This window comes from Cyanobium sp. BA5m-21, from assembly GCF_024346235.1.
GTDB lineage: Bacteria > Cyanobacteriota > Cyanobacteriia > PCC-6307 > Cyanobiaceae > Cyanobium_A > Cyanobium_A usitatum.
Genome location: NZ_JAGQCO010000039.1, coordinates 1 through 20,917, shown reverse-complemented (window position 1 = coordinate 20,917; position 20,917 = coordinate 1). Strand labels below are relative to the sequence as shown.

17 protein-coding genes are annotated in these 20,917 nt (G+C 62.3%); 13 read left to right on the top strand and 4 right to left on the bottom strand.

Features of this window, described 5'->3' with window-relative positions; genetic code table 11:
* The 7 genes from KBY72_RS11140 to KBY72_RS11110 all read left to right on the top strand — a co-directional run.
* Positions 1-779, top strand: a 779-nt coding sequence (locus tag KBY72_RS11140; RefSeq protein WP_254993627.1) for a His/Gly/Thr/Pro-type tRNA ligase C-terminal domain-containing protein, incomplete at its 5' end; no start/stop codon positions are given.
* Positions 776-1,768 (top strand): glucokinase, encoded by a 993-nt coding sequence (locus KBY72_RS11135; protein WP_254993626.1) that lies wholly within the window; start codon positions 776-778, stop codon positions 1,766-1,768. The genes KBY72_RS11140 and KBY72_RS11135, both read left to right, overlap by 4 nt.
* 27 nt (positions 1,769-1,795) lie before the next feature.
* Positions 1,796-2,761 carry a homoserine kinase gene (gene thrB / locus KBY72_RS11130; protein ID WP_254993624.1) on the top strand — a complete coding sequence of 322 codons (966 nt, stop codon included), beginning with the start codon at positions 1,796-1,798 and terminating at the stop codon, positions 2,759-2,761.
* Between the two features lie 104 nt (positions 2,762-2,865).
* On the top strand, positions 2,866-4,455 hold the full coding sequence (locus tag KBY72_RS11125; RefSeq protein ID WP_254961958.1) for an NAD(P)H-quinone oxidoreductase subunit 4: 1,590 nt from the start codon (positions 2,866-2,868) through the stop codon (positions 4,453-4,455).
* A gap of 52 nt (positions 4,456-4,507) precedes the next feature.
* Positions 4,508-6,592 (top strand): M3 family metallopeptidase, encoded by a 2,085-nt coding sequence (locus KBY72_RS11120; RefSeq protein ID WP_254961954.1) that lies wholly within the window; start codon positions 4,508-4,510, stop codon positions 6,590-6,592.
* Entirely contained in the window at positions 6,592-7,692 is a 1,101-nt protein-coding gene (locus KBY72_RS11115; RefSeq protein WP_254961953.1) for a phosphotransferase enzyme family protein, read from the top strand. The genes KBY72_RS11120 and KBY72_RS11115 overlap by 1 nt, the downstream gene beginning before the upstream one ends.
* Complete coding sequence (locus tag KBY72_RS11110; RefSeq protein WP_254993622.1) at positions 7,689-8,246, top strand: DOMON-like domain-containing protein; 558 nt, start codon at positions 7,689-7,691, stop codon at positions 8,244-8,246. Before KBY72_RS11115 ends, KBY72_RS11110 begins: the two co-directional genes overlap by 4 nt.
* Here the strand turns inward: KBY72_RS11110 and folB are convergent.
* From folB to KBY72_RS11090, 4 genes are read right to left on the bottom strand one after another with little or no spacing between them, the layout of a single operon-like run.
* The gene (folB, locus tag KBY72_RS11105; protein WP_254961951.1) at positions 8,243-8,602 is read right to left on the bottom strand and encodes a dihydroneopterin aldolase; all 360 of its coding nucleotides are present in this window, start codon (positions 8,600-8,602) and stop codon (positions 8,243-8,245) included. The genes KBY72_RS11110 and folB overlap by 4 nt on opposite strands.
* Before the next feature lie 10 nt (positions 8,603-8,612).
* A complete protein-coding gene (locus KBY72_RS11100; RefSeq protein WP_254961957.1) occupies positions 8,613-9,914 on the bottom strand; it encodes a glutamate-5-semialdehyde dehydrogenase in 1,302 nt (433 codons plus the stop codon).
* 7 nt (positions 9,915-9,921) lie between these two features.
* On the bottom strand, positions 9,922-10,818 hold the full coding sequence (locus tag KBY72_RS11095; protein ID WP_254961950.1) for an ROK family protein: 897 nt from the start codon (positions 10,816-10,818) through the stop codon (positions 9,922-9,924).
* Between the two features lie 28 nt (positions 10,819-10,846).
* Entirely contained in the window at positions 10,847-15,034 is a 4,188-nt protein-coding gene (locus KBY72_RS11090) for a translocation/assembly module TamB (protein WP_254993621.1), read from the bottom strand.
* Positions 15,035-15,191: 157 nt separating this feature from the next.
* Here KBY72_RS11090 and KBY72_RS11085 point away from each other — a divergent pair, with 157 nt between their 5' ends.
* The 6 genes from KBY72_RS11085 to glgB all read left to right on the top strand — a co-directional run.
* The gene (locus tag KBY72_RS11085) at positions 15,192-15,659 is read left to right on the top strand and encodes a Ycf51 family protein (RefSeq protein ID WP_254961948.1); all 468 of its coding nucleotides are present in this window, start codon (positions 15,192-15,194) and stop codon (positions 15,657-15,659) included.
* Positions 15,660-15,661: 2 nt separating this feature from the next.
* On the top strand, positions 15,662-16,045 hold the full coding sequence (locus KBY72_RS11080) for a DUF4332 domain-containing protein (protein WP_254961947.1): 384 nt from the start codon (positions 15,662-15,664) through the stop codon (positions 16,043-16,045).
* Between the two features lie 64 nt (positions 16,046-16,109).
* Positions 16,110-16,427, top strand: a complete 318-nt coding sequence (locus KBY72_RS11075; RefSeq protein WP_315859547.1) for a hypothetical protein — start codon at positions 16,110-16,112, stop codon at positions 16,425-16,427.
* Positions 16,428-18,053: a CocE/NonD family hydrolase gene (locus KBY72_RS11070; RefSeq protein ID WP_315859546.1), complete on the top strand. Its 1,626-nt coding sequence runs from the start codon at positions 16,428-16,430 to the stop codon at positions 18,051-18,053.
* 5 nt (positions 18,054-18,058) lie between these two features.
* The gene (locus tag KBY72_RS11065) at positions 18,059-18,880 is read left to right on the top strand and encodes a DUF3887 domain-containing protein (protein WP_254961945.1); all 822 of its coding nucleotides are present in this window, start codon (positions 18,059-18,061) and stop codon (positions 18,878-18,880) included.
* A gap of 42 nt (positions 18,881-18,922) precedes the next feature.
* Positions 18,923-20,917 (top strand): 1,4-alpha-glucan branching protein GlgB (glgB, locus tag KBY72_RS11060; RefSeq protein ID WP_254993619.1); only part of this gene is annotated, 1,995 nt, incomplete at its 3' end.

Here is a 20,917-nt window from a genome sequence, read left to right as displayed (position 1 = left end):
AGCAGATCAGCGATGAGATCCTGCGCATCCTTGATCTCACAGAGGAGATCCTTTCCACCTTCGATTTCAAGACCTACGAAATAAACCTCTCCACCAGGCCGGAGAAATCAATCGGCGAAGACGCCGTATGGGAACTGGCAACCCAAGGTCTGATCGAGGCCCTCGATCGCAAGGGCTGGGTATACAAGATCGATGAAGGCGGCGGCGCCTTCTACGGTCCCAAGATCGACCTAAAAATCGAGGATGCCATCGGGCGAATGTGGCAGTGCTCCACCATCCAGCTCGATTTCAACCTGCCAGAACGGTTCGAACTGGAGTACGTAGCCGCAGATGGCTCAAGAATGCGCCCGATCATGATTCACCGGGCCATCTTCGGTTCGCTGGAGCGGTTTTTCGGGATCATGACCGAGAACTACGCCGGCGATTTCCCCTTCTGGCTGGCGCCCGAGCAGATCCGGCTGCTGCCCGTTACCGATGAGGTGATGCCCTACGCCGAGCAGCTACTGGAGCAGCTCAAGGCCGCTGGCATCCGCGCCACCCTGGACCATTCCGGCGAGCGGCTCGGCAAGCTGATTCGCAACGGCGAGCAGATGAAAATCCCCCTGTTGGGAGTGATCGGCGCCAAGGAGGCTGAAACAGGTGCCGTGAGCCTGCGCAGCAGGCGCGAAGGCGAGCTCGGCAGCGTGGCCGTGGCCAACCTGCTGGCTGCAGCAGTGACGGCAAATGCCGAGCGGGCAGCCGGCCTGGGCCTGCCGGCGGTCACTACACCCGGCCAGTGACCACCCTTCTGGCTGGGGACATCGGCGGCACCAAGACCCTTCTAGCCCTGTATCAGCTGCAGGCCGGGGGTGAATTGGAGCTGCTGCGCAGTGAGCGCTACCTATCCGCCGACTGGGACGACCTAGCCCCAATGCTTGACAGCTTTCTGGGTGTTGGCCAGCCCAGCCCAGCTGCCGCCTGCCTGGCGGTGGCAGGGCCGGTGGAGGCGGGTCAGGCCCAACTAACCAACCTTCACTGGCAGCTTGATGGCAGCCAGCTGGCTGCGGCCACAGGTATAGGGCGGTTTGAGCTGGTCAATGATTTCGCCGTATTGATCTACGGGCTGCCCCACCTCACCCCACAGCAACAGGCGCCAATCCGCCCGGGGGTGGCGAGGCCGGAGGCGCCCCTGCTGGTGCTAGGTGCGGGAACGGGTCTGGGGGTGGCCTACGGGGTACCAACCCCAACTGGGCTGGTAGCGGTGGCCAGTGAGGCCGCCCACGCTGAATTCGCCCCCCGCAGCCAGCAGGAATGGGAGCTCAAACAGTGGCTCGCCCGCGAGCGGGGCCTGGAGCGGGTCTCGATCGAGCGGGTTGTGAGCGGCACGGGCCTGGGCGAAGTCGCGCGCTGGCTGCTTCACATCCGCCACCCCGGCGGAGACCATCCCCTTTTTCCGCTAGCCGAAGGGTTGGAACTGCCCGCTGCCGTGGCAGCCAGCGCTGCCCTAGGGGAAAGCCTGGCCTGCGAAGCCTTGGAGATCTGGATCGGTTGCTACGGCAGTGTGTGTGGCGATCTGGCCCTGGCGGGTCTGAGCCGGGGAGGGGTGTGGTTGGCCGGCGGCACCGCAGGAAAACTGCTGGAAACCCTGCGCTCGCCCACCTTTAACCGAGCCTTTCTAAATAAGGGTCGACTAAAGCCGGTGCTGGCAAGCATGCCGATCACAGCCGTGGTCGATCCGGCCATTGGCCAATTCAGTGCGGCCTGCCGGGCGCGCATGCTGGTGGCCTGAGACACTGGGCGCAGCAGAAGTTGTCCCATGGTGCGCCCCCGGGTCGGACAAGGGGTTGAAGTTCACGTTCCCGCTACCACCGCCAATGTGGGCCCTGGCTTTGACTGTCTGGGGGCTGCCCTGGATCTCGACAACGTCTTTCAGATGCGCTGCATCGAGGGAGGCAGCGAGCGCTTTGATCTGATTATTGAAGGCAGCGAAGGAGCCCACCTACGCGGTGGGCCCGACAACCTGGTGTATCGCTCGGCCCAACGGGTGTGGAAAGAAGCTGGCGAGGAGCCGGTGGCCCTAGAGGCAAGAGTGCGACTGGCGGTGCCGCCGGCCCGGGGCTTAGGCAGCAGCGCCACGGCGATCGTGGCTGGCCTATTCGGCGCCAATGCGTTGGTGGGCGAGCCCCTCAGCCGCGAGAAGCTGCTGGAGTTGGCCATAGATATTGAAGGCCATCCCGACAACGTGGTGCCCTCCCTGGTGGGGGGATTGTGCATGACAGCCAAGGCGGCCTCGCACCGTTGGCGGGTGGTGCGCTGTGAGTGGTCGCCCCTGGTACAGGCCGTAGTGGCTATCCCAGCTATCCGGCTCACCACCAGCGAAGCAAGGCGAGCCATGCCGAAATCAATTCCGGTGGGGGATGCGGTAATCAACCTGGGCTGCCTTACCTTGCTGCTGCAGGGGCTGCGCACCGGCAATGGCGACCTAATCACCGATGGCATGCACGACCGCCTGCATGAGCCCTACCGCTGGGGCCTGATCCACGGTGGCAAGGCCGTGAGGGAGGCGGCACTAGCAGCGGGAGCCTGGGGTTGCGTGATCAGTGGCGCCGGTCCAAGCCTGCTTGCCCTGTGCCCCAAACCTGAGGCCGAAAACGTCAGCAGAGCGATGGTTCGGGCCTGGCACCAAGCCGGGGTTGAGTCCCGCTCCGAGGTGCTGGCCATCCAGCAGCTGGGCAGCCGCTGGGAGCACTTGCCAGACCAGAAGCCCGCTGTCAGTGAGTAAATTTACTCAGTCGAGCAACCGGGGCTGATAGGTTGGTTGCCGATTTGAACAGCGCCTGACCTCGGCCCTGTTCAGCGAATCACCAGATCTGCAATCGGGCCGTGATGGACGTCAACATGCCCCTGCTAGTCGCGTCCAGCCTGGGCGCTCCAGCAGCGGAATCGGCCTTTCCCTGGCTGAGCCTGATCGTGCTGCTGCCAGCAGCAGTAGCCCTGGTAATGCCTCTGCTGCCAGGAGATGGCAGCGACCCCAAGTGGCCCCGCACCCTGGCCCTCGCCACCCTGGCGATCGACCTTGGTCTAATGCTGTTCTGCTTTAACAGGCACTTCGATGGCTCCATAAGTGATTTGCAACTGGTCGAAAGGGTCAGCTGGGTGCCGGCCATGGGCCTGGAGTGGTCCCTGGCAGCTGATGGCCTTTCCACACCGCTGGTGCTGCTCTCAGGCCTGGTAACCCTGCTTTCGGTTGCAGCCAGCTGGAACATCAAGACTAAAACCCGCCTCTATTTCGCCCTGATGCTTGTTCAGGCCTCAGCCCAGGGCCTGGTTTTTCTCTCCCAAGACTTTCTGCTTTTCTTCCTTGCCTGGGAGCTTGAGCTGGTTCCGGTATATCTATTAATAGCAATCTGGGGTGGCAAGCAACGTCAATATGCGGCCACTAAGTTTATTTTATATACCGCCACAGCCTCCCTGCTGATCTTGTTGAGCGGCCTTGCTCTTGCCTTCTCAGGCGACAGCTTCAGCTTCAACCTCTCAGAGCTAGCCAACCGTTCCCCAGGTGGCACCTTTGGCCTGCTCTGTTATCTGGGCTTCCTGGTGGGCTTCGGGGTGAAATTGCCAATGTTCCCCCTCCACACCTGGTTGCCCGACGCCCACGGTGAAGCAAATGCGCCCGTATCGATGTTGCTGGCAGGGGTGCTGCTGAAGATGGGTGGCTACGCCCTGCTGCGCTTCAACGTGCAGATGCTTCCGGAGGTGCATCTGAGGTTGGCACCAGCCCTAATTGTGCTCGGCATTGTCAACATCGTCTATGGCGCCCTGAATGCTTTTGCCCAGGACAATGTCAAACGGCGAATTGCCTGCAGCTCCGTGAGCCACATGGGTTTTGTGCTGCTCGGTATTGGTGCAGTAGATGCCCTTGGCATCAGCGGCGCCATGTTGCAGATGATCAGTCATGGCTTGATCGCAGCTGCCATGTTCTTTGTTACCGGGGTGTTTTACGAACGCACTAAAACCCTCTCAATCCCCAACATGGGCGGCCTCGCCAAGGCCCTGCCGATCACCTTCGCCTTTTTCCTGGCCAGCTCTCTTGCTTCCCTTGCCCTGCCAGGCATGAGTGGCTTTGTGAGCGAGATCACGGTGTTTCTTGGCATCACCGCCAACGACGACTTCACCATCGGCTTCCGGGTGATCGCCATCGTGCTGGCAGCGATCGGATTAGTACTTACTCCTGTTTACCTGCTCAGCCTCTGCCGCCGGGTGTTCTTCGGTCCCAGAATTCCTGCCCTAGCTGTGGTGGGCGACATGCGTCCACGGGAGCTTTTTATTGGTCTCACCCTGCTGATACCAACGCTGGCGATTGGCTTTTGGCCCCGGCTGGCAATCGATGTCTATGAGGCCTCAACCAACGCCCTAGCCCAGCAATTGAGTGCAACTGCCCTGTTTGCCATGGGCCGGGTCACCGCCCTGGGCTAATTCACAAAAGCTTGCTGGATCGGCTGGAATGGCTGCACCAAATCCCCCGTCCATGACCCTGAGCGCACCCCTGCCCTTGCTGCTTGGTCAGGGTCTTCCGCCCTTCGATGCGATCACGCCGGAGCAGGTAGAGCAGGCGATCCCAGCCTTACTGAGCGACCTAAACGAATCTCTCTCCGACCAGGAAGCCAGGCTTGAGCTGCGCTTAGGCGAATCCGAGTTGCTCAGCTGGGAGGAGGTTATGGAGCCACTACACCAGCTTGGCGAGCGGTTGCGCTGGAGCTGGGGGGTGGTGAGCCATCTCAATGGCGTCTGCAACACACCAGCCCTGCGGGAGGCCCACCAACAGCAGCAGGGGGCCGTGGTGCAATTCGGCAACCGCGCTGGGCAATCGCGTCCGATATATCGAGCTCTCGAGGCACTGCAAGCCAATCCCAGCCAGCTCGATGCCACCCAGAGCCGCATCCTGGCGGCGGAGCTACGGGACATGCAGTTGCGGGGCGTGGGCCTGGAAGGGCAAGAGCAGCAAGCCTTCAACGCCGCCTGTGAGCGGCTCGCCGAACTCGCCACCGCTTTCGGCAACCACGTGCTCGATGCCACCAACGGCTGGAGCCTCACTTTGAACAGCGAAGCCGAACTGGCCGGCCTACCAGCCAGCCTGCGGCAGCTGCTGGCCCAAGCTGCCTCAGATGCCGGTGAAAGCGGCTGGCGCCTGGGGCTAGATATGCCGAGGGTGGTGCCCTTTCTCAAATTCAGTGAGCGCAGGGACCTGCGCGAAAAGGTCTACCGCGCCCAGGTGGGCAGGGCCGCCAGCGGCGAACTGGATAACAATCCCCTGATTGCCCAAATCCTGGAGCTGAAGTTGAAGCAAGCCCAGCTGCTGGGCTATGCCAACTGGGCCGAGGTAAGCCTGGCCTCCAAAATGGCCGGCTCGGTGCAAGAGGTCGAAGACCTACTTGAAGACCTGCGCGCTGCAGCCTTCCCAGTGGCCCAGCAGGAGCTCGCCGCCCTTGCTGCCTGCGCCAGGCGCCACGGGGCACCCGAGGCAGCTGAGCTCAAGCCCTGGGACGTGAGCTACTGGGCAGAGGTGCTGCGTCAGGAGAGTTTCGAGCTCAACAGCGAGGCCCTCAGACCCTGGTTTTCCCTGAAGCAGGTTTTGCAGGGGCTGTTTGTTCTTTGCCAGCGCCTCTTCGACATACAAATAGTGGCCGCAGATGGGGAAGCACCGATTTGGCACAGCGATGTGCGCTATTTCCGAGTGCTCGAAGCCCGTAACGGGGAGCCCCTGGCAGGTTTTTACCTTGATCCCTATAGCCGCCCTGGCAGCAAGCGCGGTGGAGCTTGGATGGATGAATGCCTCGGCCGCTCCCGCAGCATCACCGGCGAGCCCGTGTTGCCGGTGGCCTACTTGATCTGCAACCAGAGCCCACCGGTGGGGGACACCCCCAGCCTGATGACCTTCGACGAGGTTGAAACCCTCTTCCACGAATTTGGTCATGGCCTCCAGCACATGCTCACCACGGTGGAGCGGCCCCAGGCCGCCGGTATCAACAACGTGGAGTGGGACGCGGTAGAGCTACCCAGCCAGTTCATGGAGAACTGGTGCTACGACCGGGCCACCTTGCTGGGCATGGCACGCCACTGGCAAAGCGGCGAACCGCTACCGGAGGCCGAATACCAAAAGCTGCTGGCTGCTCGCACCTTCATGGCTGGCGGCGCCACCCTGCGCCAGGTGCACTTCGCCCTCACCGATCTACGCCTGCACAGCCAGTGGACCCCCGACAGCGGTGAGAGTCCGGATCAACTGCGCCGCCATATCGCTGCCACCACAACGGTGCTTGAGCCCATAGCCGAGGACGCCTTGCTCTGCGCCTTCAGCCATATTTTTGCCGGCGGCTATGCGGCCGGCTACTACTCCTACAAGTGGGCTGAGGTGCTCAGCGCCGATGCCTTCAGCGCTTTCGAGGAGGTGGGCCTGGAGCAGGAGGAGGAGATCGTCGCCACCGGCCGCCGCTTCCGCGACACCGTGCTCAGCCTCGGTGGCAGCCGCTCCCCAGCTGAGGTGTTCGAAGCCTTCCGAGGGCGTCAGCCAAGCAGCGAGGCGCTGATCCGACATTCCGGGCTGGTGGCCGCCTGATGGCCACTCCTGCACCGGAGCTGGTGGCGGTCGCCGAGGCCTTCATCCTCCCCGGACCTGTCACAACGATTGCACCTCTTGGTAACGGCAACGTCAACGACACCTACTTAATGGAGGTGGGCTCTGGAGGGGCAACAGCAAGCCGCTATGTGTTGCAAAGGCTCAATACCGGGGTGTTTCCCCAGCCGGAGCTGGTGATGCAAAACCTGGAGGCGCTCAGCGAACATGCCAAGCAGCATCCTCTGATCGGACAGCGATGGGAAGTGCCGCGGCTAATCGCAAACCGCCATACCGGCCGACCCTGGCTATGGGTAGAGGGCCAATTTTGGCGTCTACAGAGCTTCATCGAAGAAGCCGTGACGGTTGAGGCGATCACGGACCGGGAGCAGGCCCGGCAGGTAGGTCGCGGCCTAGGGCTATTCCACTTGCTGATCAGCGACCTGCCCCTAGAGCAACTAGCCGACACCCTGCCGGGTTTCCACGTCACACCGACCTACCTGGCGGCCTACGACCAAGCTCTGCTATGTAGCCCAATAGGTCAGGACGGTCGGGAGCAATGGTGTGCTGCATTTGTAGAGCAACGCCGCGAACTGGCACCGATCCTTGAGGACGCCATTAAAGCGGGCTTTCTGCAGCTGCGGCCTATTCACGGCGACCCCAAAATCAACAATGTGATGCTCTGCGCCCACACGGGAACTGCCGTGAGCATGGTGGATCTAGACACAGTTAAGCCAGGCCTGGTGCACTACGATATTGGTGATTGCTTGCGTTCAGCCTGCAATCCAGCGGGGGAAGAAGCCTGTGAACCAGATAGCGTCAAATTTGATCTAGATCTCTGCGAGACCCTCCTGGAGGGCTACCTGGACGCGGCAAGAACATCCCTAAGCGATACGGACCTAGATTACATCTTTGTGTCGGCAAGGCTGATCAGCTTTGAGCTAGGAATGCGCTTCTTAAGTGACCATCTAGCTGGCAATGTCTACTTTCGTACCACCCATCCCAACCACAACCTCGCAAGGGCTCTAGTGCAATTTCGTCTCACCGAAAGCATTGAGGCCCAGGAAGAAAAAATCCGGCAGATTGTGGCAAAACTGCGATGAAAAGCACCAGCTTCAAATTAATTCCTTATGCAGCCGAAATGCAGGGGGAACTTGCTCTCTACTCACTCCATGGCCAACTCAGCGTGGTTGAGAATACTCTGCAGATCACATTCCAGCTTGAGGGCGAACTAGCCAAGTTGAGGATTGCTCGTAGCAGCGGCCCACCACTGCGACAAGACCTTCTTTGGCAAGCAACCTGCCTGGAATTCTTTCTTGCCGCTGCAGGTAACAGCGACTACTGGGAGTACAACCTTTCGCCCGCCGGTCACTGGAACGTCTATCACCTAGAGGGCTACCGGCAGGGGCTAGCCGAGGAACCTGCCTACAAGCAACTCCCCTTCAGCGTGATGGGCGATGACAAACAATTGAGCTTGAGCCTTACTTGCGCGCTGCCACCAACGCTGGCCACCCACCGGGCTGCTGCGGGGCTCGAAGTTGGGGTGTCCGCCGTGCTCCAAAGCTCCAGCGGAGAGCTGGCCTACTGGGCCGTGGCCCATCCCGGCAGCGAACCTGACTTTCACCACAGAGGCGGGTTCTGCCTCAAATTTTCCTAGTGATGCCGGCTGCGCCGCACCGCCACAATCCCGCCAAAGCCCGGCACCGGGGCCTGACACTTGCGCAGTTCAAGGCGGACCGGCACCGGGCCATAGAGCTCCTCGATCCGTTCGAGAATCCTTTCGCTGTAGTGCTCCAGGGTTTGGCAACTCAGGCTGCGGGCCTGTTTTTGCAGGGCGGTGATCAACTGGCTGTAGTCGAGGGTGTCGGCTAGGGCATCACTGCGCCCAGCAGCACTGAGATCCACGCCCAATTCCAGATCCAGCTCAAACCACTGGCCATCCCTGCGCTCGAAATCGAGCACCCCCACATGGGCCCAAAGCCGCAGGCCTCGCAGCTGAATCGCATCGCTCATGGCAGGAAGCTCAAAGGGGCAGGGGGCGATGGCTGAACTGGCGCACGCCGCTGGCGTAATCGGCGGCGATGTGGCCCTCGCCGCGCAGCCGGTAGCGATAGGTCACCAAACCCTCCAGCCCAACGGGGCCGCGGGGGGGCATGGTTTGGGTAGAGATGCCCACCTCGGCGCCAAAGCCGTAGCGGAAGCCATCGGCGAAGCGGGTGGAGCAGTTGAGGTAGACGCCGGCGCTGTTAACCGCAGCCAAGAAGCGATCGGCTGTGGCGGCATCCCTGGTGCAGATGGCATCGGTGTGACGCGAGCCGTAGTGGGCGATGTGCGCGAGCGCGGCCTCGATGTCGGCAACGACCTTCACACTCAAGACCAGGTCGGAATATTCGGTGCTCCAGTCGTCGTCTGAGGCGGCATGAGCCACCCCTAGCGCCATGGCGGCGGCATCGCCGCGCAATTCAACCCCGGCGGCCCCGAAGGCCAGCACGGCCCTGGGCAGAAAATCAGCAGCTATTGCCGCGTCAACCAGCAGGGTTTCGATCGCGTTGCAAGCTGCCGGGTATTGGGTCTTGGAATCCAGCGCCACCTTCAGGGCCAGCTCAAGGTCGGCGGCCCTATCCACAAACAGGTGGCAAATGCCATCGGCATGACCCAGCACTGGAATACGGGTGTTGTCCTGGATGAAGCGCACCAGGGCATTGGAGCCCCGGGGAATGATCAGGTCCACCAACCCATCGAGCTTCAGCAGCCCCAAGCTTTCCTCCCGGCTGGTGAGCAGCTCCAGGGCATCGGGCTGCACCGCACTTGCGGCCAGGCCACGGCGCAACGCTGCATGAATGGCCTCACAGCTGCGGCTGGCTTCGCGGCCACCCTTGAGCAGGGCGCCGTTGCCGGAGCGAATTGCCAAGGAGGCGATCTGCATCACCGCATCTGGCCGCGCCTCAAAGATCACGCCCAGCACCCCCAGGGGCACCGTTAACCGCTCCAGCACCAACCCCGCATCTAGCTCGGTGTGGAGCTGACGGCGGCCAACCGGATCGGCAAGCTCCGCCACCTGGCGCACACCCGCGATCGCCCCTGCCAATTTGGGACCATCGAGCTTGAGCCGGGCCACCAGCGCCGGCGCCAGCTCCTCGGCGGTAGCGGCCTCAAGATCGGCCTGGTTGGCGGCCAAAATGGCTTCACTGCCTTGCTCTAGGGCTTCTGCCATGGCAAGCACGGCCTGACGGCGCTGGCCATCGTCGAGTTGGCCAAGAGCCATGGCGCAGCGGCGCACTTGGGCCGCCCGGGCCAGCAGGTCTGGGGAGGGATCAGGAATCATCAAGCCATCATCCCAAGCTGGGCGCCAAACGTTGCAGCGCCAGGCGAGCCGCCCCCAGCCGGCCGGCTCCGTTGCCAAGGCTGCAGCGACTAATCGTCAGACCCTCCCGGCTGGCTGCCTGCACCCGCTGCTCCACCTCCTGCCACACCCCTGGCAGGAAGTGATCGCTGGCGCCGCTGAGGCCACCACCAATCAGCACTAGCTCCGGCGTGAGCACATAAAGCAGCGAGCTCAAACCTTGCCCCAGCAGCTGGCCATAGGCCCGCCACACCGCCAGGGCTTCGCCATCGCCGCCAGTGGCCCGGCGGCAGAGTTCGGCCGGATCCAGGCTGGAGAGGCGATCGAAGCCACGGCGACTGCAGAAGGATTCCAGTGAGCCGTTGTTACCGCTGTTGCAGGGCGGACCAGCGGGATCTAGGCCGATCAAACCGGGCTCGGCGGCCGCCCCCCGATGACCTGTAAACAACTGGCCATCTAGCAACACCGCTCCGCCCACGCCCGTGCCCAAGGTGAGCAGCAAGACATCGCTAACTCCGCGGGCCGCCCCGAGCCAGTGCTCACCGAGCAGGGCGCAGTTGGCGTCATTTGCCAGGGTCACGGGGCGCTCCAGCAGTGGTTCGAGCCAATTAGCCAAGGGCACATCCAGCCAGCCCGGCAGGTTTATGGCGATGCGCGCCACCCGGCCGGCCTGGTCGCTCGGCCCGGGATGGCCCACCCCAACCCGATCGGCCAGCCGCTGAGGATCTAGTTGCTGCACCGCCGCCACGATCGCCGTTGTCACTGCACCAGGCACCGCTGGCTGGGGCGTAGGCACCTGCAGCTCCGCCAGCAGATCGCCGGCTTCGCTGAAGCGCCCCAACTTGATGGCGCTACCACCGAGATCCACCCCGATCAACTGGTTCATCGGAATCGCTGCATCGAAATAAACAAGCTCAGAAGCGGAAAAACAGCTGCAACTGGGTCTGCCAGGCACCCTGGGCGTCGACGGCCCCTTGCAGGTTGAGCAATTCTGAGGCCTTGAAATTCAGATTTAATTGGGGCGGGACGTCGGAGCGGTTGGGGGCAGCCAACACGGATGCATTGAAGCGTTCCGTGAGATCAAGACCTATTTCCGCTCCCAGCACCAGCTGGGGCGGCACCCGGCCTGAGCGACGTTCGGCGCCGCTGGCGACACCTTGGTTCACGTAGGTGGGATAAAGGGCAAAGCTGAGTCGCTGGCCGAAGGCATCGCCGAGGGTGCCGAGCAGGGGCGAGAGCAGGGTTTGGCCTAGGGCGGTGGCAAGAGCAGTGCCGCCTGCCGATCCCGCCAGGCCGGCCAGAGTATTGCCGCCGATCAGGGCCAGTAGCCGATCTTCCGAGAGCGGTGGCGAACTGCGCAGCACCAGGTTGTCGGCAAGCCGGTCCGCCGGGCCGCTCACACTCAGGAAAACCCGCACCAAGTTGAGCTGGTCGAGGGAGTTGGTGGCGCCAGCCGCCTGAAAGTCTTGCAACGACAGGCTGCCGGCGGTCCCAATACCACTGGTGCTCGGCAGGTTGTCGGAGACCCTGGTTCGCAGGGAGATATCAAGAAAAGGAATCAATCCCATGGAGGGTGTGAACACCGCAACGTTTGGAGATTCGGGGTCGAGTCCAAAGGTGGTGGTGAACAAGTTGAGTCGGCCGTTCAGCAACCTCACCACACCCTGCAAGCGCAGGCTCGGATCCAGCCGTCCATTGAGACGCAGCAGCCCACTGGTACCAAAACTTGCCAGGTTGGGTATACCCACCTTCAGGTCGGGACCCAGCTTCAGCTTCAGGTCATCGAAACCCACAAAGCTGGCGTTAGGTACGGCGGCACGCAGGGACTCACTAGCGTTGCTCTCCACATCGGGACCGAGCAGTACCAAGGGCTGGTCGTAATTCCAGCGGGATTCGAGCAATTCAGCAGCGCTAGCTACCGGTGCCGCAAGATTGGCTTCACTGGCCAGTCGGGCCGGCTGAACGTTGACGCTGCCCCGGGATATAGCCAGCTCCCCGCCAATATCAAGGGCAGCAACGCTGCCTCCGATTTGAAGGGACCCATCAGCCACAGCTTTGATCCGAGACATGGCAAAGGGCACCTTTTCAAGCTCTACCTTCAGGGTTGCGTCTTTGCCATCAGCGGTGGCCTCAGGGCGAAACAGCCCCAGGCTTCCGCTACCACGCACCACTCCCTTATCTCCCACCTTGGCGTTGAACTCCTGAAGCAGAAGCTGCTCAAAGTCGAACAGCACGGTGGCATCGACGTCACGAACCTTTTGGCCGATGAACTGCAACTGAGCACCCCGGAAACGCAAAAATCCGTTAGCGATCGGCTCTCTGACGCTGCCGCGCACAAGCAGTTGCAGGTCGCCGCTGCCCTGATTCCACTGCAGGGCAGGCTGGGCAAGCCCTGCCAGGAAACGCAAGCCGTCGTCACGACTAGCCAGGCGCAGTTCAAGACCCTGCTTCCCCGGATCCAAGGGCACAACACCCGCCAATTCGACGCTGCTTGAAGCCCCGGCCGCCCGCAAAGAAAGATCGAGGAGCAGCCTGGCCTGCTCCAGCTGAATGGTGCTCCGCTCCAGCACCAAAGCCGTTTCCCTTAGGTAGCCATCAACCAGGCTGATGTTGAGGGCAAGCTCAGGTTGGGGAGTGCCGAGGCGGTAGCGCCCCTGCAGAGATAGGCGGCCCCGCAATCCGGCGGGCACAGGGGTAAGCAGCGCCAACAGCTCAAGGGGCAGGTCAGCCAGGCTGAAATTGCCAGCCCCCCGCCGCAGGGGCCCGGTGAACTTCACCAGCACCGGCACAGAGGTAAGGGGCTGGTCCTGGTTTGCCTCAGGCAACCACAGGTGGGCGCGGGCCTGGAGGTCGGCGCGGGCTTCTAGCAGGCTGGCTCCGTCAAGGCGCAGGTCTGCGTCGATGTGACCTGCCAGCCGCTGCAGCCGCTCCTGGGGACTGCTTTGCCGGTCACGTTCCAGCCTGGCAGAGCTCAGGCGAGCTCTAGCAAGCTCCAGGGCCCGCAGCTGGTCCTGCATGCTGCCGCTAAAGGTATCGATAAGCAGGGTGCCGATGTCGCTGGCCCGGCCCAGGATCGGCGCGCTCCCTCCGCGCCACTGGGGCCAGGCCCTGACCAACTGCTGCAAAAACAGCGGCGGTAATCGCTCACCCTGAAGGCGGGCTCGGAAGGCGCCATGCCACACGCCACTCCAATCGATGGCAAGGTTGCCCCCAGCAAGGGGAGAGATAGCTCCTTGGACTGAGTAGCGACGCTTGGCGTAGCGGATATTCGCCTGGGCCGATTTCCCCCAGACGCCCAAAAACACCGGCCGATCAAGCTGGGCGCTACCGCTAAAGGCCAGGGGTTGGAGTTCGAGCAGGCCCTGACCGCTCAGCCGGGCTTGCAGGGGTTGTCGCCTCGAATTTGGCCCCAGGGCTAGCTGCAATCCATCGAGGGGCAACTGGGATGACTGCCAGCGGTAGGCCCGAGGGCTGCCGTTGAGTTCCAGAGTGCCGCCGGCCCGGTCAAGGCGAACTGCACGGGGGACCCAACGGGAATCGAGGCGGGCTTCCAGCACCCCCAGCGGCGCTGGGGCGAGGGCTTGCATGCGTAGGCGCCCACCACCAGCCGGATCACCAAACCACTGGCCTTGCCAGTTTTCCCGCAAGCTGAGGGGGCCGGCACCGGGCTGGTCGATCCGTAGATCCAGGTCTGGCTTCAAGGCTTTGAGAGGGCCCCGAACCCGGCCAGTGGCCTGCAAGATTCCCTGCAATTGGGTGCCCACAAGCAGATCGAGCCGCTCGAGGGGGTAGCGCTGCAGCTCCAAGTTGAGATCGAGCTGACCTGGCACCAGCCCCTCACCGGCCCGCAGGCCCAGGGGCAACACGCCACGGGCGGAGAGGTGGGCACTACTGAAACGCTGCAGCACTAGGCGCTTGTCGCGCCAATCCAAAACCGCATCCCAGCGACCCAGCAACGGGTTACTGGGCTGACCAAAGCGGGCCTGGAGCTGGGGCAGGAGCCACGGCCCCCTGGCCGTCACTGAACCGCCAACTTGCTGGTTCAACACCCAGGCGGGGGTGCCGGCTTGCAGGGGAAGGTCACCGGGCCAGAGCTGCCATTGCCCCGTCAGATCAAAACGCCTGGCCAAGCTCCCCTTGAGCTTTAGCCAGGAGCGGCCGCGGGCCAGCTCAAACTGGCGCAACTGAAGCTGGTTACGCTGCCACAGCCCCTCAAGCCGCAGGGTGCCCTGCAGGCCCTTGCTGCCCGGTGCTCCCCAGCGCCAAGCAGAGCGGTCCAACTCGAGCGCCTGACCGCTGCAGCGCAGTTGGCTGGATGGCAACTCCAGTCGGGATACGCCGGTCGCAGGCCGCCAGCGCAATTGGCGCAGCTGGGCTCCACCTCGACAGAAGGGCTGGCGGTCCTTCCAGGCCAAGGCGAACGTGCCATCTGCGCGACCCGCAAGCTGACCAGGCAGGCCTAACAGGCGCTGCAGCGGGGCTAGCTGCAAGGCCTTTGCCCGCAGGGTTCCATCCCAGCGCTGCCTCTGCCAATTGCCCTGAAGCTCCATGGCCAGCTCGCCAGCGGCCACCTCCGAGCGCAGCCAAGCCGCCAGTTCAACCTCCCGGCGATGGGGCCGCACTGCACCACGGCCCGTGAGGCGGAGGCTCGTACCGGAAGGCTGCAGGTTGAGCAAGGCGGGATCCACCAGGCGCAACCTGAGATCCAGGCGCGGCGGCTTGGTGCCTACAGCAAGCCGCCCTGGCACCCAATACTGACCTTGAGAGTTGCGCCGCAACTCAGAGCGCACACCAGCCAAGCCCACATGCACCACGGGCAACCGCTTGCGCAGGCTGGCTAGCGGATCCACGCTCACCAAAACCGAACGCACCAAGACTGAGGAGCCATCCAGCCGCCCAGGGGCGATGCGACTGGGCCCAATGCGCAGACCACCCCAACCGAGACCCTGATATTCGCCAAGCTCAACGGGATGGCCAGCAAGCTGGCTGAGCGGCTGTTCAAGCCGAGGTCTCCAGTGCTCGTAGAGCTTTCTCAAGGCCTGATTCCCGCCCCAGACCAACAGAATCAGGGCACCGCAGCCGCCCGTAAACGCCGCCAGCAAGCGGACGCTGCCCTGGCCCTGAGGCCAGGGTGGGGGTGCAAGTGACGACGAAGCGGGGACTGGCCCAGGGTTCTGTTCTGGCAACTCCGCCATTCCCGTGGGCTGCCACCCCTGCGACGGCCGCAATATAAAGGCACTATCCCAAACATCCAGCCCTATGGCCGCTGATCCAATCCTGCTCACAGCGGGCAAATGGCTGGGGGCCGCCAGTGGGGTCCTGGCTTTGACCACGATTGTTGGTTATTTGAGCCGCTGGGGGATTCGCTTTCGGCTGGTTGGTGTCACCAGCTTCACGGCCCTGCTCGCCGTTTCCTGCCTGGCCTTTGCGGTGAGCTACACCCCTCGGGTGCAGCTAGCTGGGGCCGTGAGCGTGCCAGTGGTGTTTGACAACGGCATCGCCCTGGTGGTGGCAGCAGCGCCAGACGACCTAGCGGATGGGGCCGCCGCACCCACCATTCAGCAAGTAGCCCAAAACCTCAGGGGTGGCGGCCGCAGCAGCGCCGACAACCTGGTGCATGTGCGACTGCGCCGGGTCGAGACGGTGGCCCCAGGGCTCAGCAAGCCAGTGGTGCTGGCAGAAGCCACCCGCAGCCTGACAAGTGGTGATGTTGAGCTACAGCCCTAGCCATGTGGCAACTGCCGATTCACTTTCAGCGTGAACAACGCCAATTGGAGCTAGCCGGCATCGAAGACTGGCCCCAACTCGCCGGTCTCCAAGACCAGGACCTGCGCCGGCTCGGCCGCAGCGGCGGCGCCAGCGAGGCCCGGCTGATCAAGCTTCGGGGCCAGGCCCGGCTAGTGGTGGAGGTAGGACTCGAGCCGGCAGAAGCCGCCCTGCTGCTCTACGCCGGTATCGCTAGCAGGGCTGGATTGGCGGCCAGTGATCCGCACCAACTCTTGGTACAGATGGGCCGGCTGCAACGAAGCCTCACCGGCATGGCCTCCCCCCTGCTCGATCTGACCACCTTGAGCGAATGGATCCGGCGCGCTCAGCGCCGCCCCACGAACTGATCCAGAGCAGCCACCAGCCGACGCCCCTGGTGGCTCAAATGGAGAAGCTTTGGGGCTGCATACGTTGTCAAATCTCCACTCCCCCCCCATTAATTCGACCTGCGGCCGTTACATCTTCGGCCTGGTGCCGCTGCTGCTGATCAGCCTGGCAGTCCTTTGGTCACCTGCCCTGGCCCAATCCCAATTGCTTGAGTCCGTGAAGCAAAACCCTGCGAGGGCAAAGGCGCTTTGCAGCCAGTTTCAGGGCTTCAACGCCCAGGCGCTCTCCGCCACATCCAGCTCGGCCGTGAGCCAGATCGCCCGCCAAGAAAACCTCAGCCCCATGGATTCTGAGGTTCTTATCACCTATGTGATTGGGCTTTATTGCCCCGATGTGCGCTGAGTGAGCAGCCCGGCGCCAAACCTTTTGCAGGTTCGCTGGCGAGACGAGGCCATGGATTGCCGGGATGGCACCCAGCTGATCAGCCGAGTCTGGCAACCAGCAGACCAAGGACCATGGCCGGTGCTGCTGATGCGACAGCCCTACGGCCGAGCGATCGCCTCAACTATTACCTATGCCCATCCCAGCTGGTACGCAGCCCATGGCTTTCTGGTAGTTGTTCAGGATGTGCGCGGTCAAGGTGCTTCCCAGGGGACGTTCCAAGGATTCGAGCAGGAGTTATCCGATGGGGCAGACACCATCCGCTGGGTTCGCAAACTTGAAGGCAGTAACGGAAGAGTTGGTTGCTATGGATTTTCATACCAAGGCCTGACCCAACTACTAAGCGACGATCCAGGGGCTATTCCCGACTGCCTGGCACCGGCTATGGCTGGTTTGGACGAGCGCGGTGACTGGGCCTGCGAAGGAGGAGCCCACTGGTGGGCCCTAGGCCTCGGCTGGGGACTGCAATTGGCAGCCCTTCGCTGCAAGAAACTTGGGGACGATGCCGGCTGGCAAGCGATTCGCCGCAGCCTCGACTCGGGCGACTTTCTGGCTGAAGGCTTTGACCTGCTCAAGCGCCATGACCCCCAAGGCATGGCCTGCCGCTGGCTGCAGCTGCCGGCAAGCGAGGCCCCTAGGTGGGTTAGCCACCAACCAGTCGCAGCTCTATTGCAGCGCCCGATGCTGCTGATAGGTGGCTGGTACGACCCCCATCTGCGCGGCATCTTGAACCTCTTTGCACTTGCTAGCGCTGCAGGTGGCTCGCCGCTGCTCCGCATTGGTGCCTATACCCACCTCGACTGGAACGGCGGCCTTGATCGGTTGCAACTGGCCTTCTTTCAGCACCATCTTCAGAATCAAGCCGCTCCAGAACAACTCAGCGCTGCAGTTCTTTTCGAAAAAGACCCCCTTACAAACGGCAAGAACTCAAGCCTCCATTGGCGGCCCCCCAATTCAGACAGCAGCAACCTGAGCTGGGGGCTACGTAGTCGTGGCCTGGCCACAATCGACGTGGAGGAGGGCGAATTGCTGCTCGATCAATTTGGCAGCGGCGAGGTCGCCCTAGTGCACGATCCCTGGCGACCAGTTCCAGGCCGGGGCGGCCACCTTGGCCTCGATCCAGGCCCGTGTGAACGCGGCGACCTGGACCGCCGTAGTGATGTGATCTGCTTCACCAGTGCCCCACTCAGCACGCCCTTGGAGCTGGAAGGACGGCCCCTATTGACCATTGCTGTGCGGGCCGACCAACCCAGCTTTGATCTTTGTGCAGCTCTCTCGGTGATTGATCCCCAGGGAAGGGTGCTCCAACTGAGCACGGGTGTGGCCAGGACGCAGCAGCTAGCAGGCGAAAAAAAGCTGCTGCGAGTTCAATTGCAGCCCCTGCTAGCTGAGCTCTGCCCCGGGGAACGGTTGCGACTCTCCCTAGCGGGAGCGGCCTGGCCGCAGATTGCCGTAAACCCCGGAGATGGCCTCGAGACCTTCGGGCCTACCGGCCCGCACCATCGAGTCATCACGCTGGAGCTTGAACTGGCTGATTCCCAATTGCAGCTGCTGCCCCTCTTGGGCGGCAAATTTGGGGCACACTGATCCAAATGTTTGTTTTTGCGATGTCGCTGCGCTACCTGCGCTTTGTTCAACAGCCCCAGGCCCTCAGCCGCATGGCTCTCGGCATGCTTGCGCTGGCCACCGGCCTGAGCATCACCATGGCCGCAGTGCCAGGAACATCAGGCAGTGCGGCTTTGGCCCAGAGCCAGAGCGGTGGTGTGGATCGTCCAGCCCTCAGCGTCGAAGCCGCCCGCGATGCAGCCAATCGGATTTTGGCAGCAGTTAAAAGCCGCAATCCCAACCTGCGCTACAGCCAATTCTCAGAGGAACTCAAGGCGGTTAGCAGCCCTTCGATGGTGGCGGAGACAATGCGCACCCAGCCCAAACTGTTGAGCTGGACCCTGCTCAGCGTGCAAGGGGGTTTGCGCAACACCACCGTTGAGGCCAGCATCACCACAACCATGGGCAAGCGAGAGCTGTTCATCGTGCTCAACCCCGAAGGCAAACTCGCTGGTTACCACCTGGATGTAACCGATGAGGCACCCGGCGCGGTTGCCAAGAGATTTGTGACCGCCCTAAGCAGTGGCCAGTTCATCTCAGCGCGCAGCTTTTTGAGCCTGTCACTGCAGAAGGAAATCTCCGCGAGCAGCCTGCAGGTGCGCTGGCAGCAGCTCCAACGTCAAACCGGCGAATTTGTACGGATCCGCAAGGCTGTGGTGGCCGAGGGCGGCGGCGACCAGCGTCTTGTACTCGTCAATACCGATTTCAATCGACTTAGCGATTCACTCTTTGTGATCCTTAACGCCAACAACGAAATAATCGGCATCGACTTTCCCAGCGATCCAATCACCCCCAAGCCGGTGCGCTGAGCCCTAAGACGCCTAAGCTCGCCTTCCGATCGCTGCTGGTACATGTCCTTGCTCACCCTTAACTGGATGGCGGAGGATTGCCAGCGGCTGGCTGAATGCCGGCACGACCACCCGTTTGCGGTGCTGGGTCCCCAGCCCCTCGAATCGGGCGGTTGGGTGCTGCGCGTCTGGATGCCTGAGGCAGAGCGTGTTGAGCTGCTGATCGATGGCCAATCGCTGCCGATGGCCACTCCGAATCACCCTTGGATTTTCGAAGCCCCTTGGGGCAGTGATCCTGGTACTTCCTATCAGGTGCGGGTCAACCGCGGCGGCATAGAACACGTGCAGCCCGATCCCTGGTCGTTTCGCCATGAATGGATGGGCGAACTAGACCGCCTGTTGTTTGCAGAGGGCAACCACCACCACATTTGGCGCCGCATGGGTGCCCACGTGGTGGAGCACAACGGCGTCAAGGGCGTTCAGTTCTGCCTCTGGGCCCCCAATGCTCGGAGCGTGGCGGTGCTAGGCAATTTCAACGGCTGGGATGGCCGCCACCATCCGATGCAGGCAAGGGTGGGAGGATCCTGGGAGCTATTCATTCCGGGGCTTAAGCCAGGTGAGATTTACAAATACGAGGTAAGAGCTCAAAACGGGCACTGCTATCAAAAAGCAGACCCCTATGGCTTCCGCCATGAGATTCGTCCCAACAATGGCTCAATCGTTGAGTCGCTTGCGGGGCACCAATGGCAAGACTCGGGCTGGATGCAGGAGCGGGATAGCCGCAACCCCCTCGACCAGCCGGTGTCTGTGTATGAAATGCATCTGGGCAGCTGGATGCACGGCGCTGCCGACCAGCCCTACATCGAAGCTGACGGCACACCGCGCCCGCCGGTGCCTGCAGCCGATCTCAAACCCGGCGCTCGCCTGCTCACCTATCCAGAGCTAGCTGATCGGGTCATCCCCTATGTGAAAGCCCGCGGCTTTACCCACATCGAGCTGATGCCCATCTCGGAGCATCCCTTCGATGGTTCCTGGGGCTACCAAGTCACGGGCTGGTACGCCCCCACCAGCCGCTTTGGCACACCGGATGAGTTCCGCGCCTTCGTGGATCGCTGCCACGCCGAAGGCATTGGCGTGATACTCGACTGGGTGCCAGGCCACTTCCCCAAAGATGCCCACGGCCTGGCCTTCTTTGATGGCGCCCATCTTTATGAGCATGCCGATCCGCGCATCGGCGAGCACAAGGAATGGGGGACCCTCATCTTCAACTACAGCCGCAACGAAGTGCGCAACTTCCTTGTGGCAAACCTGGTTTATTGGTTTGAGGAGTTCCACATCGACGGCATCCGCGTAGATGCGGTGGCCTCCATGCTTTATCGCGACTACCTGCGCCCAGATGGTGAATGGTTGCCAAATGACCATGGCGGCCGTGAAAACACCGAGGCCGTCACTTTCCTGCAACAGGCCAACCACGTGCTGTTCGAGCACTTCCCTGGAGCACTCTCGATCGCCGAGGAATCCACCACCTGGCCCATGGTTACCCAGCCCACCAGTATTGGCGGCCTCGGGTTCAACCTCAAATGGAACATGGGCTGGATGCACGACATGCTCGATTACTTCGAGCTAGATCCCTGGTTCCGCCAATTCCATCAGAACAACGTTACCTTCTCAATCTGGTACGCCTTCACCGAGAACTTCATGCTGGCTTTAAGCCACGACGAAGTGGTGCATGGCAAGAGCAACCTCTTGCACAAAATGCCAGGTGACGACTGGCAAAAATTTGCCAACGTGCGGGCACTGCTGGCATACATGTGGACCCATCCCGGCAAGAAAACCATCTTCATGGGGATGGAATTTGGCCAGAGGGCTGAGTGGAATGTGTGGGGGGATCTGCAGTGGGAGCTGCTGGAGCACGACTCTCACCAGGGGCTGCAGCATCTTGTCGACGATCTCAACGTCTTCTACAAATCGGAGCGGGCTCTCTGGGGCGACGACTTCAGCGAATTCGGCTTCCAGTGGATCGATTGCAACGACAATCGCCACTCGATCATCAGCTTC